This is a genomic window from Methylotenera sp. (assembly GCF_029945535.1).
Classification (GTDB): Bacteria; Pseudomonadota; Gammaproteobacteria; order Burkholderiales; family Methylophilaceae; genus Methylotenera.
The window spans coordinates 256,285-272,118 of sequence record NZ_JAQSCU010000018.1 but is presented as its reverse complement, the minus strand read 5'-3'; the positions used below and the strand labels follow the sequence as shown (position 1 = coordinate 272,118).

Below are 15,834 nucleotides of genomic sequence, written 5' to 3'. Positions count from 1 at the left end.
GCAAATGTCACGTGTTGCTAAAAATCCAGTCGCTATTCCAGCTAAAGTTGAAGTGGTATTAAGTGCTAATTCAATTGATGTTAGCGGTCCATTAGGTAAATTGTCTCATCCGCTAACAAGTGCGGTTGTGCTAAAGCGCGAAGGTGAAACTATTACGTTTCAAGCTTCAAGCGATGCTCAACACTCACGTGCAATGTCAGGTACATTGCGTGCTTTAGTGGCAAATATGGTTAAAGGTGTTTCAGAGGGCTTTACACGTAAACTAACTTTAGTTGGCGTTGGTTACAAAGCTGCTGCACAAGGCGCTATATTGAACTTAGAATTAGGTTATTCACACCCAATCAACCACAAAATGCCAGCTGGCGTGACTGTGGCAACTGCTACACCAACAGAAATTTTGTTAACAGGTGTTGATAAGCAGGTGATTGGCCAGGTTGCTGCACAGATTCGTGCTTACCGCGCTCCGGAGCCATATAAAGGCAAGGGTGTTCGTTACGCTGATGAAGTTGTTGCAATTAAAGAAACCAAAAAGAAATAAGGCTTAAAAAATGAACAACGTAAATAATCGCTTGCGTCGTGCACGTAAAACCCGTGCCAAAATTGCAGAGCTAAAAGTTACACGTCTAAGTGTGCATCGTACTAACTTGCATACTTATGCTCAAATTATTGACGCTACTGGCGGTAAAGTAATTGTGAGTGCTTCAACAGTAGAAGCTGACGTTCGTAAAAACATTAAAAATGGCGGCAATGTGGAAGCAGCTGCAGCTATTGGTAAACTTATCGCTGAAAAAGCGGTTAAAGCTGGTGTTGCAACCGTTGCTTTTGACCGTTCAGGCTATAAATATCACGGTCGTATTAAAGCGTTGGCTGATGCCGCTCGCGAAAACGGCTTATCCTTCTAATTGGTCTGATTGCTAAAGAGGTTAATGATGGCGAGAGAAATGGAACAGCAACAGCAGCAGACTGATGGTTTGCGCGAAAAAATGATTGCAGTTAATCGTGTAAGTAAAACGGTTAAAGGTGGTCGTATCATGAGTTTTGCAGCTCTTACAGTAGTTGGCGATGGCGATGGTGCTGTTGGTATGGGTAAAGGTAAAGCGCGTGAAGTGCCAGTAGCTGTACAAAAGGCTATGGATGAAGCGCGTCGTGGTATGTTGAAAATTAACTTAACAAACGGTACTTTGCATCACGCTGTTACAGGTGTGCATGGCGCTGCTAAAGTGTTTATTCAACCAGCTTCGGAAGGTACTGGCATTATCGCTGGTGGCGCAATGCGCGCAATTTTTGAAGTAATGGGTGTTACTAACGTGGTCGCTAAATGTATCGGTTCAACAAACCCTTATAACTTGGTTCGCGCTACGTTAAATGGCCTAGAGTCAATGAATACACCAGCAGAAATCGCAGCTAAACGCGGTAAATCAGTTGAAGAAATTAGAGGCTAATCATGGCTAAAACACAAAAAGTTACGACACCTATCAAGGTGACGTTGGTTAAAAGTACAATTGGTCGTATTCAGTCACATAAAGCTACCATTACTGGTTTAGGTTTACGTCGTATGCACCATACAGTTGAGTTACAAGACACTCCAGCAATCCGCGGTATGATCAATACCGTGGGCTATCTCTTAAAGGTAGAAGGATAATGCAATTAAATACAATTAAGCCTGCTGAAGGCGCAAAGAAAGAACGTCGTCGCGTTGGTCGTGGTATCGGTTCTGGTTTTGGTAAAACAGCTGGTCGTGGACATAAAGGTCAGAAATCACGTACTGGTGGTTTTCATAAGGTCGGTTTTGAAGGCGGTCAAATGCCAATTCAACGTCGTCTACCAAAACGCGGTTTCAAATCAATGACAAAAGCTAAAACTGCACATGTGCGTACTAGTGAATTAGCATTGGTTCCAAATGAAGTGATTGATTTACTGGCTTTAAAAGCTGCTAATATCGTTTCTGGAACAGTTAGAAATGCTAAGTTATTTTTATCTGGTGATGTAACTGCAAAATATAATATCCAAGGCTTATTGTTGACTAAAGGCGCCCGCGCCGCAGTTGAAGCAGCTGGCGGTAAAATTTTAGAAGCAGCATAAGAGTATTGTTTTGGCACAAGATAGTTTATTAAAAACAGCGTCAAAAATGGGCGAACTTAAAAGTCGCCTACTTTTTGTACTTGGTGCATTAATCGTATACCGTTTAGGGGCTCATGTTCCTGTTCCGGGTATTGATCCTGTAGTTTTAGCTAAGCTTTTTGAATCACAAAGTGGCGGCATCCTAGGCATGTTTAACATGTTCTCTGGAGGCGCACTATCAAGATTCACAGTGTTTGCTTTAGGTATTATGCCGTACATTTCTGCATCTATTATTATGCAGTTGATGTCAGCAGTTTCACCAAAGTTAGAACAGTTGAAAAAAGAAGGTGAAGCTGGACGTAGAACAATTACCAAGTGGACTCGCTACGGCACGGTGGTTCTTGCAGCGTTTCAGGCCTTAGGTATTGCGATCGCACTTGAAGGTCAGCCAGGATTGGTTTTAGACCCTGGTTTGGCGTTCAGGCTAACTGCAGTGATTACCTTAGTTAGCGGTACGATGTTTATCATGTGGTTAGGTGAGCAAATAACTGAACGTGGAATTGGTAATGGTATTTCGATTATTATTTTCGCAGGTATTGTTGCAGGTTTGCCAAAAGCTATTGGGTCTTCTGTAGAGATGGCTAATTCAGGTGGGTTTGGCGCCGCAGGACCTTTAATTCTATTCTTTTTGCTAGTGACTATAGTTTTGGTGACTGCATTAGTGGTATTTGTAGAGCGTGGCCAGCGTAAGATCACAGTGAATTATGCTAAGCGTCAGGTTGGAAATAAAGTATACGGTGGGCAAACTACGCATTTACCGTTGAAGTTGAATATGGCGGGTGTGATTCCTCCAATTTTTGCTTCTAGTATTATTTTGTTCCCAGCAACGTTGGCAAACTGGTTTAGCGGTAAAGAAAGTATGTATTGGTTAAAAGATATTTCTAATGCTTTGTCACCAGGGCAGCCGATTTACATTTTATTCTTTACTGTAGCTATTGTGTTCTTTTGTTTCTTTTACACTGCATTGCAGTTTAACCCAAAAGACACCGCTGATAACTTAAAGAAAAGTGGTGCATTTGTTCCTGGAATTCGTCCTGGCGACCAAACTGCAAAATACATCGACAGAATTATGGGTCGTTTAACATTAATCGGCGCTATATACATTACTTTAGTTTGTTTGTTGCCAGAGTTTTTAAGATTGAAATTTAATACGCCGTTTTATTTTGGCGGTACATCATTGTTAATTATTGTTGTTGTTACGATGGATTTTATGACGCAAGTTCAGTCACATTTAATGTCGAATCAATATGAAGGTCTGCTTAAAAAAGCTAACTTTAAAGGCAATACCCAAAAGTAGTTAATAGTAATAATTTAGAACCTGTAGTTTAAGAAGTGATGGAGTTATAAATGAGAGTTCGTGCATCTGTAAAAGCATTATGCCGTAATTGTAAAGTTGTTCGCCGTCGTGGCGTTGTACGTATCATTTGTACAGATCCACGTCACAAACAACGTCAAGGTTAATAGAGTTTTATTAATCCAATTAGTGGTTGTTTAATATAGCCACTAATTAAGTTGGTCAATATTTTAATTGATCAGAAGATAAGCTAATTGATATAAATTGGTTTTACTGTTAAAATCATCGGCTTTTTTAAAGCAATAGATTTTTAGGTAAACCTAAATTTGGAGTAAAGTATGGCGCGTATTGCAGGGGTAAACATCCCAAATAACAAACATGCTGACATTGCATTAACTGCAATTTTTGGTATTGGACGTGTTACAGCACAAAAAATCTGTGCTGCAGCTGGCGTTTTAGCAACAACAAAAATGAAAGACTTAAATGACGCAGATGTAGATAAGTTGCGTGATGAAGTTGCTAAAGAAAAAGTTGAAGGTGATTTACGTCGTGAAGTATCTATGAACATCAAACGCTTGATGGACTTAGGTTGCTATCGCGGTATTCGTCATCGCCGTGGTTTGCCAGTTCGTGGTCAACGTACAAAAACAAATGCGCGTACACGTAAAGGTCCAGTTAAAGCGATTAAACAAGCTAAATAAGCTGTTAATTAGCTCAAAATTTTAGGTTTACAAATTTTAGTAAGATTTATTGGTAAGGATAGTGCAACATGGCAAAAGCTAATGTACGCGTAAGAAAAAAAGTTAAAAAGAACATTGCAGAGGGTATCGCCCACGTGCATGCTTCTTTTAACAATACCATCATCACCATTACAGACCGTCAAGGTAATGCGCTGTCATGGGCAACTTCTGGTGGCCAAGGTTTTAAAGGCTCACGTAAGAGTACGCCTTTTGCTGCGCAGGTCGCTGCGGAGGTTGCTGGTAAATCAGCACAAGAAAATGGTGTTAAGAATTTAGAAGTGCGTATTAAAGGCCCAGGCCCAGGTCGTGAATCTGCAGTGCGCGCACTTAATGCAGCTGGTTTTAAAATCACCAGCATTACTGATGTGACGCCAGTACCACACAACGGCTGCCGTCCACCTAAAAAACGCCGCATTTAAGTTGAGCTTAAGCTCACTTTAGTAGAGATAACAGGAGAATCCCTTGGCTAGAAATTTAGACCCTAAGTGCCGTCAATGTCGTCGTGAAGGCGAAAAGCTTTTTTTAAAAGCTGAAAAGTGCTTTACAGACAAATGTGCAATCGAAAAACGTAACTTCCCACCAGGTCAGCACGGTCAACGTCGCAACCAACGTCTATCAGACTACGGTGTTCAATTGCGTGAGAAACAAAAAGTACGTCGTATCTACGGCGTTCTTGAAGCTCAATTCCGTAGCTACTACGCTGAAGCTGATCGCCAAAAAGGTATTACAGGTGAAAACTTGTTACAACTTTTAGAGTGCCGTTTAGATAACGTTACTTACCGTATGGGTCTTGGTGGCTCACGCACTGAAGCGCGCCAAATTGTTCGTCACAACAGTATTTTAGTAAATGGTCGTCGCGTGAATATTCCTTCATACCAAGTTAAAGCTGGTGATGTAGTGAGTGTTGCTGAATCATCTAAAACACAGTTGCGCATCAAAGGTGCTTTAGAAGCAGCTGAGCAACGTGGCTTCCCAGCATGGATTGAAGTTGATGTTAAAGCGCTTAAAGGTACATTTAAGGCTAAGCCACAACGTGATGAGTTACCACCAACAATCAATGAGTCATTGGTAGTTGAGCTTTACTCAAAATAATTAAGATTTAAATTGTTATGTTAGGTGAGCCGTTTACGGCTCACCTCAATATTTACTCTACGAACTATCAGTTAATAGTTAATAGAGATTAATACAAAAATTAAAAGGTATAACTATGCAAAACAGTCCTACCGAATACTTAAAACCACGTGTAGTTGATGTAGAGGTATTGTCTCCATTGCGTGCACGTGTAACGCTGGAGCCGATGGAACGTGGTTTTGGCTACACTTTAGGTAATGCTTTACGTCGTGTTTTATTGTCTTCAATTCCTGGCTTCGCTATTACTGAAGTTAAAATCGATGGCGTTGTACATGAGTATTCAACTTTAGATGGCGTTCAAGAAGATGTAGTAGATATCTTACTAAATCTTAAAGGCGTAGCATTAAAATTAAATACTAAATCAGAAACAATTTTAGTGTTAAATAAGTCTGTTGAAGGTGTTGTTACAGCCGGTGATTTTGAAACAGGTCATGATGCTGAAATCGTTAATCCTGATCACGTGATTGCTCACCTTACAAAAGGTGGCAAGCTGAATTTAGAAGTTAAAGTTGCAATGGGTCGTGGTTATCAACCAGTTCCAGCACGCCAAAAAGCAAATGAAGAAGACCGTGTGTTAGGTTTTATCATGGTTGACGCTTCATTCAGCCCAATCAATAAAGTGAGCTATCAAGTTGAAAGCGCACGTGTTGAGCAGCGTACTGACTTAGATAAGTTGGTAATGGATGTTGAAACTAACGGCGTAATTGAACCAGAACAAGCTATTCGTGATGCTGCGCGTATCTTAATGGGTCAGTTATCAGTATTTGCTGATTTAGAAGGCGCACCAAGTGAAGTTGAAGTGAAATCTGCACCACAGGTTGATCCAATTTTATTGCGTCCAGTAGATGATTTAGAGTTAACTGTTCGTTCAGCAAACTGCTTAAAAGCTGAAAACATATTCTATATCGGTGATTTGATTCAACGTACTGAGAATGAGCTGTTAAAAGCGCCTAACTTAGGTCGTAAATCATTGAATGAGATTAAAGATGTACTCGCAACTCGCGGCCTAACATTAGGCATGAAACTAGAAAACTGGCCACCAGTTGGGCTTGAAAAAGCTTAATTGCCAGCATAAATAAAGAAACTTAAGGAATTACTATGCGTCACGGTAATAGCAATCGTAAATTAAATCGTACTAGCAGCCATCGTGCGGCTATGTTCCGCAATATGACAGCATCATTGCTACGTCATGAAGTGATTAAAACTACTTTGCCAAAAGCAAAAGAGTTGCGTAAATTTGCAGAACCTTTAATCACATTAGGTAAAACACCTACTTTAGCCAATCGTCGTTTAGCGTTCAGTCGCTTACGTGATCGTGATATTGTTGGTAAATTATTCGGTGAATTAGGTCCACGTTACCTTACACGTAATGGCGGTTACTTACGTGTACTTAAATGTGGTTTCCGTAACGGCGACAACGCACCAATGGCTTTAGTTGAGTTAGTTGATCGCCCTGATACAGGTGCAGATGTAGTAGTTGCAGATTAATTTCTGTCGTTATTGATTTTCCAGTAAAAAAGCCAGCTTCAGCTGGCTTTTTGCTTATGTGGATATAGCTATTCATTTAGAACTTAATTTCAGTATCTCTCAGTAGTAACTTAATGTCATCTTCATTAAATGGCCAGCAAATTTCAATATCAGTATCTAGTCTTTTTAATACTGGGATTTTGATTTCATACAGCTCGTAAAGGATTGCATGATCCGTTATTTCAATAGATTCCCAATGGAGCTCTTGTTCAAGAGCTACTTCTAATAGCAAAGCCTCTGCCTGCTCACATAAATGACAGTGCGAAGTTGAGTAAAGAATAAGTTTTATAATCATTAATGCAATTCCATTTAACTATAGAAAGTTTAATGGTAAATATTATCATTGATTAGATTTCTACTGATTTTGTAGTGAATAATTCAGCATCAGTATGTAAAGTATTTGTGCAGCTTATTGTTGGTGCATTATTTGTATTTGCGGCTAATTGAATTGCTGCGTGTTAGAATTGGGGTTAATTATTAGTAATCGATATGAATTAAAGGCAACTCAAATGAGTGAATTCGAAAGCATTCAAGAATCACGTGCTAAAGTCAAAAGCATGATAGAGAGACATAAACTTGTTGAAGACTTAGTGCATCGCCAAGACATGCAACGTCATGACCTAGTTGAGGGCATGGTGCACCAAAACAACCTATCAGAGCTGCGTCGACTTTTAGAAAAACTCGAAACCCAAGCAATAGCAAGCATACTGGAGTCATTATCTACCGATGATTGTAAGGTCATTTGGCCGCTTGTAGGTGAGGAGCGTAAAGAGGAAATTTTGTTGGTTGTCTCGGATTCTGTTCGCGTGGAATTAGTCTCTGAGCCTAAGCCTACCAATCAGAGCATGGTGATCCGTGTGTTTGATTTGCACGAAGGAAAGTTGAGACAGATTCCAATTTATAACAGGGAAGACTTGGTGCAGGCCAAGCCTATATGGGTTGACCTTGTGACGCCTGAAGATGAGCAGTTAGCATGGGCCAAGGAAATCTTTGGCGTTAATCTGCCTAACCCTAAAGAGTTAACGGATTTGGAAACCAGTGCACGCTTTTATGAAGAGGAGAACGGAGAGGTTCATTTGCATTCTGCGTTCTTGCTGGAGCGTGAAAATGAGTCGCGAAATGTTGCGGTTGCATTCATCCTTAATAAAGGTACGCTCTTTTCAGTGCGGAGTGAGGAGCTTCCTGTATTTCGCTTACAGCGATTGAGAGCGCGTGCTCAGGCGGGTTATGTTTCTGAAGCCAAAGATGTATTACTGGATCTTTATGCTGCCGATGTTGAGTACTCAGCAAATGCCTTAGAGGATGAGTATGTGCGTCTGGAAGAAGTTGGTCGACAAGTATTTAGATCGCACATGACTAATGAGCAGGCAGCTAAAATCCTTACTGATATTTCTGTTGAGGAAGATCTGAATGGCCGCATACGCCGAAATGTACTTGATACTCGTAACGCTTTGTCTTTTTTAATGCGACGTAAATTTCTCTCAATTGCACAACATGAAGATGTGCGGGAAATTTTACGTGATATTGAATCGCTAGACGGACATACAACGTTTCTGTTTAATAAGATTAACTTTCAAATGGATGCCACTGTGGGTTTCTTGAACGTTAATCAGAATAAAGACCTTAAGCGCTTAACCGTGATTAGCGTTGTGATTATGCCGATTAATGTCTTGGCTGGTATTGGCGGAATGTCTGAGTTCTCAATGATGACACATGCTATTCCTTGGCCTATCGCATATAGCATATTCATTATTGTGATGATAGGAATAGGTATATTGACTTACATAGGGTTGCGTCATTTAGAAAGCCGTAGAATAAAAAGCCACAGAATGGATAATCATTAGTTTGATATTTTCAGCTTTAAATATCTCCATTGCCATTAAATTTATATCAAATCTGAAACTCTTGAAATGAACCCAGAAATACATTTATTGTGGAAAGAGTTGTTAGCGGATTTATCTACCACAGCTGCTCTGTGGGAGCTTACGATAATTGCTGTTGCATCTAGTATAGCTTGGACCGTTAATGGCGCATTACGTGCTTACGTAATGCACAATGCACCAGAAAAGTGGAAGTTGGGGATTGGCGGTGTAAATCGTGTTTTATTTCCTTTGTCTACACTTATATTTGTTCAGATCGGCAAGATAATATTGTCGCATTGGCAACATACTAGTTTGCTGCAATTAACCAGTACATTGTTATTTGCCATGGCCATTATCAGGTTAGCTGTATATGCGATACGCTACATTGTTGCACCTGGCGGGCTGCTTAAAACCTTAGAAAATACGATATCTACCTCAATATGGGTAGTGCTTGCGCTTCATCTGAGCGGACTGTTACCTGAGATGTTTCAGGTGCTTGAAGATATTAAATTTAAGATAGGCAAGCACTCAATTGATTTGCTTCTGGTGTTGCAGGCAGTTCTTACCATACTCGTCACCATTTTCATCGCGCTTTGGATTAGCCGATTTATAGAAAATAAAGTCATGCGCGCCGAGCATGTGAGCGTTAATCTACGCGTAGTAATGACAAAATTATTACGGATGCTTTTATTAACGATAGCCCTATTAATCGCACTTTCAGCAGTAGGTTTGGATATTACCTTTCTTTCGGTTTTTGGTGGTGCGTTAGGTGTGGGCTTGGGTTTAGGTTTGCAACGGATTGCCAGTAACTATGTGAGTGGTTTTATCATTCTGCTCGATAAATCAATGCAAATTGGCGATGTGATTACAGTCGATAAGCATTATGGTGTAATTAACGACTTGCGCTCCCGCTATATGATTCTAGCAAAGCAAGATGGTACACATGTGATTATCCCTAATGAAGCGCTAGTAACGACTGCAGTTATAAATCATTCTTTGATTGAGCATAAAGGTCGTGTGCAAATTAACTTGAGTATTAGCTATAAGAGCAACTTAGATCGCGCTGTGGCATTGATGCATGATGAGGCGATGCAACAGGACCGAGTGTTAATGAAACCGTCGCCAGACGTGCTAGTAAAAGGATTTACCGAGAACGGCATTGATTTAAGTCTGACCGTATGGGTAATGAACCCAGAGTCAGGAGGAAGTGCGCTACAGTCTTCGCTTTACTTATCAATATGGCGAGCCTTTGAAGCTAACGGCATTGTCTTTGCTAAGACGGATGCTGCCGCTAAGTTGGCTGAAATGTCCGCTTAGGTGCAAATCATTAAATAGATTAAGTCTCAGATAATAAAAAACCCGCTATTAGCGGGTTTTTTATTAAACTAAATAATATATAAATACAAATATTATTTAAGTTTAGTTTCTTTGTACATCACGTGTTGGCGCACTACTGGATCAAATTTTTTGATTTCCATTTTGCCAGGCATAGTACGTTTGTTTTTAGTAGTGGTATAAAAATGACCTGTACCAGCACTAGACTCTAATTTGATTTTTTCGCGCATGATATTCTATCCTTAGATTTTCTGGCCAGCTGCACGCATATCAGCAAGCACGGCATCAATACCGTTTTTGTCGATTGTACGTAACGCATTATTAGTAATGCGCATGCTTACCCAGCGATTTTCGCTCTCAACCCAAAATTTGCGGTTTTGCAAATTAGGTAAAAAACGACGTTTTGTTCTGTTGTTAGCGTGAGAAACATTGTTACCCACCATTGGCTTTTTGCCAGTTACCATACATACACGTGCCATGGTTAATCTCCAAACTTCTGCTTTTTTTGAAAGACCGCAATTATAGTATGAAAGCCAACTTATTCTCAAGAGAAATATCAGAAAAAATCAATAATATTCAAGATTTAACAGATATTTAAGCGTTAGCTATGGTTAATGTTGGAATTCAGTCCTCAATGCGGGTAATTAATGCTTACCTGTACTACCAAATCCACCTTCGCCACGTTCACTAGCGTCAAAATCATCTACCAGATGAAAGTCTGCTTGCAGAACAGGTACGATGACTAATTGAGCAATACGCTCCATGGGGTTCAATTCAAAAGCTGTATTGCCTCTATTCCAGCATGACACCATTAACTGACCTTGATAATCAGAGTCTATCAAACCAACCAAGTTGCCTAAAACAATGCCGTGTTTATGACCAAGCCCTGAGCGAGGCAAAATTAGCGCGGCATGATAAATGTTATCTAAATGAATCGCCATGCCCGTAGGGATGAGCATGGTGTCGCCAGGTTGCAAGGTAATAGGCGCATCAATACATGCGCGTAAATCTAAACCAGCAGAGCCTTCTGTAGCGTAGGTGGGCATTTGTTCATGTAGGCGGTCATCTAGAATTTTTAGGTCTACAATAATTTTCATAACATTCTCATAAATATGAATTAGTAAGCTTTGGGAAATACTCAGCTTAGCATTAAACACTAAATGTTCGCTTAAATCACTATGGATTATATTTCTTTTTTTCTGATTAATAGGATATAAAAAAACCCGCTAAGCGGGTTTTGGTGTTAAAAAAACTAAAATTTATAGTTTGCACTTAAACCAAGCAAATAGTTTCTACCTGCCCCTGGTTCAAAAAATAGTGCATTGCCATCATTTACACGAACCGACCCAATATAGTCTTTGTCTGCAATATTTTCTACCCGCACATATTCTTTTAGGCTCCAGCTAGCAAGATTTTGTTCGAAACCTGCTCGAATGTTAAAAATAGTGTATGAAGGCGCAGCGTCACTGTTGATATCATTTACGTAAACTTTGTTATTGAAGCGAGCTTCGAGCGCCGTGCTAAAGCCCATCGGCGCGTACTTCCAAGCGACCTCGCCATAAACCTGTGTTTTGTAGGTACCAGGGATTTTGTTGCCGGCATTGACTATGCCTGTGGCGCCAGCAGCGTTAGTTACTGTAGTGAAAGGATCTTCGAACTTGGCGTTTAGTAAAGTGTATGAAAAGTACGTTGAAATGTCATGTGCCCAATGAGAGTCAATAGAAAGCTCTGCACCAGTACGTTGTGTGTGACCAGCATTTTGATAACTTGAGCGGCCTGCTACGGTTTGTTTGGTGACAAGCTCATTTTCGGTATTCACTTTAAATATATTAAAATTAGCTTGTGTGTTGTCCTCAATAAAGGCTTTTAAACCAATTTCGTAATTTTGGCTTTGTGCTGCTTTTAGAGAAAGGTTTGGCTTGCTTGCTGCACCTGAAGTTACATTGTCAAATGCCGCCTCTACGAAGGTCGGCGTTTCAAAACCTTTACCGTAGTTTGCATAAACATTAAAAATAGGCGTCACTTTCCAGATTGCGCCAATCACTGGTGTGGTTTTTTGATATTCCACAGCGCCGCTGTTATTACCATTGAGCGGCAACTGATCTTTCACTTCAAGTTGTACATTGGTATGACGCACACCAGCATGTAAGTCTACATTATCAAGAACACTCAACTTGCCTTGTAAATATTGATCAAAATTATGTGCAATATTGTCTTCATCCCTATTTTTTACAGCGGATATCACGCCATTAACAAGAATATTGGTATCCAATCTGGCATCGTTTTGTTTGCCATAATTAAGGCCAAATGTCAGGTTATAAGGCATGTTGCCAACCTTGCCATTGTTATCCCAATGCGCATCCATGCCGTAAAAGTCGCGATCAATTTCACTTAGTCTGGCACATGTACCTTGCGATGAGCCAGAGGCCGTGCAGGAAGTCGCCGTGAGTTTTGTTGCTAAAGCCGTAGTTGTTAAAATTTGTGCATTGCTACGTGAGCCAACATATGGGGCCAAGACAATTTTATTTTGGTCATCAAAAGCATGCTCAAAGTAGAAGCCAATTTGCGTATGGTCACGTTTTACGCTGGTATTTGCAAAGTTAGCTGCTGGCACTGCAGAATCACGAGTGCTACTATTAAATGCTCTAGCTCTATCAAGCCCAAGCGGATCTTGAGCCGTCTGGTCAAACCAATTAACTAATGTAGTGAGCTTGGTATCTTCACTAAAGTTAATTTTAAATTTAGCCGTTGCAGCTTGTTTTTTACCTGCGCCGTGGTCGCGGTAACTATCCGTTTCAAAATTAGAGGCATCGAGTAAATATTCGATATTTTCTGTTGTGCCTGACGCTTTTAGGACTTGGCGTTTGGTGTTGTCGCTACCAAACATTACGGTGCCTCCAACTTCGAGTGATTTGGGTGCATCCTCAGATAGCATCTGAATCACGCCTCCAGAGGAGTTGCCGTAAAGTGCTGAAAATGGCCCACGCATGACTTCAATACTTTTAATCGCTGACAAATCAACTATACCAGGTTGGCCTTGACCATCAGGCATGGTCAAAGGGATGCCATCTACATATACACGAATGCCACGAACGCCAAAGCTGGAACGTGAGCCAAAGCCCCGACTTGAGATCTGCGGATCTTGAGCTTGATTGTTGCGGTTTTGCGCAGTAATGCCAGGTACGCGGATTAAGCTTTCAGAAAGTAGCATTTGCAGCTGACCGTCTTGAATGTCTTTTTTCTCTACGACGTCAATAGCGACAGGTAAATCAAAGCTGCTTTGTTCAGTTCTAGTAGCGGTAACAACTACAGGTGCAAGTGATATGGTGTCTTCAGCATAGACTTGTGGGGAAACGATCGCTGCAATTAATATAAACAACGGTTTTCTACTAAATGATTTTATTTTGAGCGATTTTATTTTCATGGTGCAGTGCATTCATTTTTGGAAAGGCCGCATGATATATTGCCTTATAGATCAAAGCAATGAAGAAAACCATGATTAATTCATGGGTTAAATTACAGCATGTGAGCTATATGATTTAATAACAGTTTGGCAACTTCAGATTTAGAGGTTCGTTCTATTGGGTGAGCACCATTTTTATCAATGAGTGTGACGCTATTCTCTTCGCTCCCCAGAGCCTCATTAGCTAAATTTGCGACAATGAGTGGTAGTTTTTTTGCTTTACGTTTGGTTTCGGCATGCTCGAGTAAGTTTTCAGTTTCAGCGGCAAATCCTACGCAAAATGGTGCATTGGGTAGGCTGGCGACGTCTGCTAATATGTCTTTGTTCGGTGTGAGTTCTAGTGTGAGAGAGGACGTGTTTTTTTTGATTTTTGCATGATGTTGCGTTACAGGGCGGTAATCAGCCACAGCAGCTACGGCAATAAAAACATCCTGATTGATGATATTGCTCATAACAGCCTCATACATGGCTTGAGCGCTTTCGGCTTTGATGTTAGTCGCGCTTTTAATTGCATTTAGCGCAGTTATTCCGCTGATGAGTGTGACGTCTGCGCCCATATCAGCTGCTGCTTGAGCGATGGCATAACCCATTTTGCCTGAGCTTAAATTGGTAATGCCTCGCACGGGGTCTATCATTTCTAATGTGGCGCCAGCGGTAATCAGTACTCGCTTGCCAGCTAATAGTTTGGGAGTAAAGTGAGCGTTTACTAATGCTAGTAAAGCTTCTGCTTCTAGCATTCTGCCTAAGCCAACTTCGCCGCAGGCTTGCTCTCCGCTATCGGGACCAAAAATACTAATGCCATCTGTAATTAATTGATTGATGTTACGTTGCGTGGCTGGATTTTCCCACATTTGTTTGTTCATTGCAGGTGCGACTAGCAAAGGGCAATCTCTTGCTAAACATAGCGTAGAAAGCAAGTCATCCGCGCGGCCTTGCACTAGTTTTGCTAAAAAGTCTGCACTGGCTGGGGCGACTAGAATCGCGTCTGCCTCGCGGCTTAACTCTATATGCGGCATGCCGTTACTAATGCTGCTATCCCACATGTCAATAAACACAGGCTTACCAGACAATGCCTGCATAGTCACTGGTGTAATAAATTGGCAAGCGGCAGCGGTCATGACGACTTGTACATCGTAATTAGCTTTAACTAGCAAACGCACAAGTTCAGCCGCTTTGTATGCCGCGATGCCGCCAGTAATGCCGAGTACAAGCTTTGTTGAAACTATTCGTTTATTTATCTGCGTTGTCATGGTAGATTTTGCTTATGCTAAAAACAATAAAGTTGCTCAAAATTTCAAATATAACTTCAAGTTTAACATGGGTGCTTGTGCTGTGTGCAAGTATGCTACTTGGTGCGAGCTATGCTGAGGCGCGGCGTATGAGTCCAGCGCTGATGAACTCAGTTGAAAACCATGAGTTAACTTCTCAGCAAGCGCCTGCTGGCATTATGTGTAGCGATTGCACACATACAAAGCCACCCGCTGAAGTGCCTTCTGGCCGAGTGTGGAAAGCTGAAGTGCGAGATATGGCCACTTGGAAACAGCTAAGTAAACCGCTACGTGATGCTGAATTTACTAAGTTTGTGATTGATCTGAAAACCAATAAAATTTACTTTGTTGATAGCAATGTGTTTATGTTGCATGCCGATTTTGTAGTGGATTATTTGCAAAAAATACCGCGTACGGCAGCCAATATGAAAGCCTATAACCGTAATTACAGTACGAAAAAGCCGCAGTTTATTTTGGGCTATTTAACGCACTACCCTAAGCTAGAACCTCCTAAACCAGATGCGAGTGCGACGCCTCGTGACTTATGGACTTTCTCATTTTGGGAAGGCGATACTATTCAAGCGCCGGATATTCAGCTGGCTTATAAGCGTTTGCAGCAAACGTTTACCATTGCACCACTGGTGTTTAGACCAGACTCATCTGAGCAAGAGCACGTGGCCAGTCAGTTAAAACCCTTTCATATTCAAACCATCAATAACAATCAAATTTACCAATCGCTACCTTATCAAGCGTTTAACACGGGCAGTGCGATTGGTCGCCTGGTCATTGTGCCGCCAACTATACAAATTGAGAATTTAACGTTTGATGAGGATGACATTGTGTTGTTACAAAGCAGTTATCCTGACATTTCACCAGTAGCCGGTGTGATTACCACGCAGTTTTCTACGCCGTTATCGCATGTGAATTTGCGTGCAAGTGCTTGGGGAATTCCTAATGCGACTATTAAAAGTGCCGTCAATGAGTTTAAGAATTTCGATGGTAAGCAAGTGTTTTATAGTATCACGGAGGCAGGTTACGCCTTGCGTGAGGCAACATAGGCAGAAATTACGCAGCATAAAAATGCAAAGTTGGC

General features: G+C 41.0%; 21 protein-coding genes. 15 read left to right on the top strand and 6 right to left on the bottom strand.

Features of this window, described 5'->3' with window-relative positions; translation table 11 throughout:
- Positions 1-4 precede the first annotated feature (4 nt).
- From rplF to rplQ, 12 genes are all read left to right on the top strand, one after another.
- Positions 5-538, top strand: coding sequence for a 50S ribosomal protein L6 (gene rplF, locus PSU72_RS12925; protein WP_300433035.1), 534 nt, complete (start codon positions 5-7; stop codon positions 536-538).
- Positions 539-548: 10 nt separating this feature from the next.
- Entirely contained in the window at positions 549-902 is a 354-nt protein-coding gene (gene rplR, locus PSU72_RS12920) for a 50S ribosomal protein L18 (protein ID WP_300433033.1), read from the top strand.
- 27 nt (positions 903-929) lie between these two features.
- Positions 930-1,442 carry a 30S ribosomal protein S5 gene (gene rpsE / locus PSU72_RS12915; protein WP_013147056.1) on the top strand — a complete coding sequence of 171 codons (513 nt, stop codon included), beginning with the start codon at positions 930-932 and terminating at the stop codon, positions 1,440-1,442.
- Positions 1,443-1,444: 2 nt separating this feature from the next.
- Positions 1,445-1,642 carry a 50S ribosomal protein L30 gene (gene rpmD, locus PSU72_RS12910; RefSeq protein ID WP_300433032.1) on the top strand — a complete coding sequence of 66 codons (198 nt, stop codon included), beginning with the start codon at positions 1,445-1,447 and terminating at the stop codon, positions 1,640-1,642.
- A complete protein-coding gene (rplO, locus tag PSU72_RS12905; RefSeq protein ID WP_300386860.1) occupies positions 1,642-2,082 on the top strand; it encodes a 50S ribosomal protein L15 in 441 nt (146 codons plus the stop codon). The genes rpmD and rplO overlap by 1 nt, the downstream gene beginning before the upstream one ends.
- 10 nt (positions 2,083-2,092) lie before the next feature.
- Positions 2,093-3,418 carry a preprotein translocase subunit SecY gene (gene secY, locus PSU72_RS12900; RefSeq protein WP_300433031.1) on the top strand — a complete coding sequence of 442 codons (1,326 nt, stop codon included), beginning with the start codon at positions 2,093-2,095 and terminating at the stop codon, positions 3,416-3,418.
- A gap of 50 nt (positions 3,419-3,468) precedes the next feature.
- Positions 3,469-3,582 carry a 50S ribosomal protein L36 gene (gene rpmJ / locus PSU72_RS12895; RefSeq protein WP_013147060.1) on the top strand — a complete coding sequence of 38 codons (114 nt, stop codon included), beginning with the start codon at positions 3,469-3,471 and terminating at the stop codon, positions 3,580-3,582.
- Between the two features lie 171 nt (positions 3,583-3,753).
- Entirely contained in the window at positions 3,754-4,116 is a 363-nt protein-coding gene (rpsM, locus tag PSU72_RS12890) for a 30S ribosomal protein S13 (protein ID WP_300433030.1), read from the top strand.
- Between the two features lie 68 nt (positions 4,117-4,184).
- Positions 4,185-4,574: a 30S ribosomal protein S11 gene (gene rpsK / locus PSU72_RS12885; protein WP_013147062.1), complete on the top strand. Its 390-nt coding sequence runs from the start codon at positions 4,185-4,187 to the stop codon at positions 4,572-4,574.
- 43 nt (positions 4,575-4,617) lie between these two features.
- Positions 4,618-5,247: a 30S ribosomal protein S4 gene (gene rpsD, locus PSU72_RS12880; protein WP_013147063.1), complete on the top strand. Its 630-nt coding sequence runs from the start codon at positions 4,618-4,620 to the stop codon at positions 5,245-5,247.
- 115 nt (positions 5,248-5,362) lie between these two features.
- Positions 5,363-6,349 (top strand): DNA-directed RNA polymerase subunit alpha, encoded by a 987-nt coding sequence (gene rpoA, locus PSU72_RS12875; protein WP_013147064.1) that lies wholly within the window; start codon positions 5,363-5,365, stop codon positions 6,347-6,349.
- 35 nt (positions 6,350-6,384) lie between these two features.
- A complete protein-coding gene (rplQ, locus tag PSU72_RS12870; protein WP_300386852.1) occupies positions 6,385-6,774 on the top strand; it encodes a 50S ribosomal protein L17 in 390 nt (129 codons plus the stop codon).
- Positions 6,775-6,850: 76 nt separating this feature from the next.
- Here rplQ and PSU72_RS12865 read toward each other — a convergent pair whose 3' ends face one another.
- Positions 6,851-7,108, bottom strand: coding sequence for a glutaredoxin family protein (locus PSU72_RS12865; protein ID WP_300433029.1), 258 nt, complete (start codon positions 7,106-7,108; stop codon positions 6,851-6,853).
- 214 nt (positions 7,109-7,322) lie between these two features.
- On the opposite strand from PSU72_RS12865, the gene PSU72_RS12860 reads away from it, so the two are divergent.
- Positions 7,323-8,657, top strand: a complete 1,335-nt coding sequence (locus tag PSU72_RS12860; protein ID WP_300433028.1) for a CorA family divalent cation transporter — start codon at positions 7,323-7,325, stop codon at positions 8,655-8,657.
- A 66-nt stretch (positions 8,658-8,723) separates the two neighbouring features.
- Positions 8,724-9,992 (top strand): mechanosensitive ion channel domain-containing protein, encoded by a 1,269-nt coding sequence (locus PSU72_RS12855; RefSeq protein ID WP_300433026.1) that lies wholly within the window; start codon positions 8,724-8,726, stop codon positions 9,990-9,992.
- Between the two features lie 92 nt (positions 9,993-10,084).
- Here the strand turns inward: PSU72_RS12855 and rpmG are convergent, their stop codons facing one another.
- The 5 genes from rpmG to coaBC all read right to left on the bottom strand — a co-directional run bounded on the left by rpmG (position 10,085) and on the right by coaBC (position 14,723).
- Positions 10,085-10,240, bottom strand: a complete 156-nt coding sequence (gene rpmG, locus PSU72_RS12850; RefSeq protein WP_013147069.1) for a 50S ribosomal protein L33 — start codon at positions 10,238-10,240, stop codon at positions 10,085-10,087.
- Between the two features lie 12 nt (positions 10,241-10,252).
- Complete coding sequence (gene rpmB / locus PSU72_RS12845; protein ID WP_013147070.1) at positions 10,253-10,489, bottom strand: 50S ribosomal protein L28; 237 nt, start codon at positions 10,487-10,489, stop codon at positions 10,253-10,255.
- A gap of 165 nt (positions 10,490-10,654) precedes the next feature.
- The gene (gene dut / locus PSU72_RS12840; RefSeq protein ID WP_300433024.1) at positions 10,655-11,107 is read right to left on the bottom strand and encodes a dUTP diphosphatase; all 453 of its coding nucleotides are present in this window, start codon (positions 11,105-11,107) and stop codon (positions 10,655-10,657) included.
- Positions 11,108-11,262: 155 nt separating this feature from the next.
- Complete coding sequence (locus tag PSU72_RS12835) at positions 11,263-13,434, bottom strand: TonB-dependent receptor (RefSeq protein ID WP_300433022.1); 2,172 nt, start codon at positions 13,432-13,434, stop codon at positions 11,263-11,265.
- Positions 13,435-13,526: 92 nt separating this feature from the next.
- The gene (coaBC, locus tag PSU72_RS12830) at positions 13,527-14,723 is read right to left on the bottom strand and encodes a bifunctional phosphopantothenoylcysteine decarboxylase/phosphopantothenate--cysteine ligase CoaBC (RefSeq protein WP_300433020.1); all 1,197 of its coding nucleotides are present in this window, start codon (positions 14,721-14,723) and stop codon (positions 13,527-13,529) included.
- Between the two features lie 14 nt (positions 14,724-14,737).
- On the opposite strand from coaBC, the gene PSU72_RS12825 reads away from it, so the two are divergent.
- Positions 14,738-15,799, top strand: a complete 1,062-nt coding sequence (locus PSU72_RS12825; RefSeq protein ID WP_300433018.1) for a hypothetical protein — start codon at positions 14,738-14,740, stop codon at positions 15,797-15,799.
- The last annotated feature ends 35 nt before the right edge of the window (positions 15,800-15,834 follow it).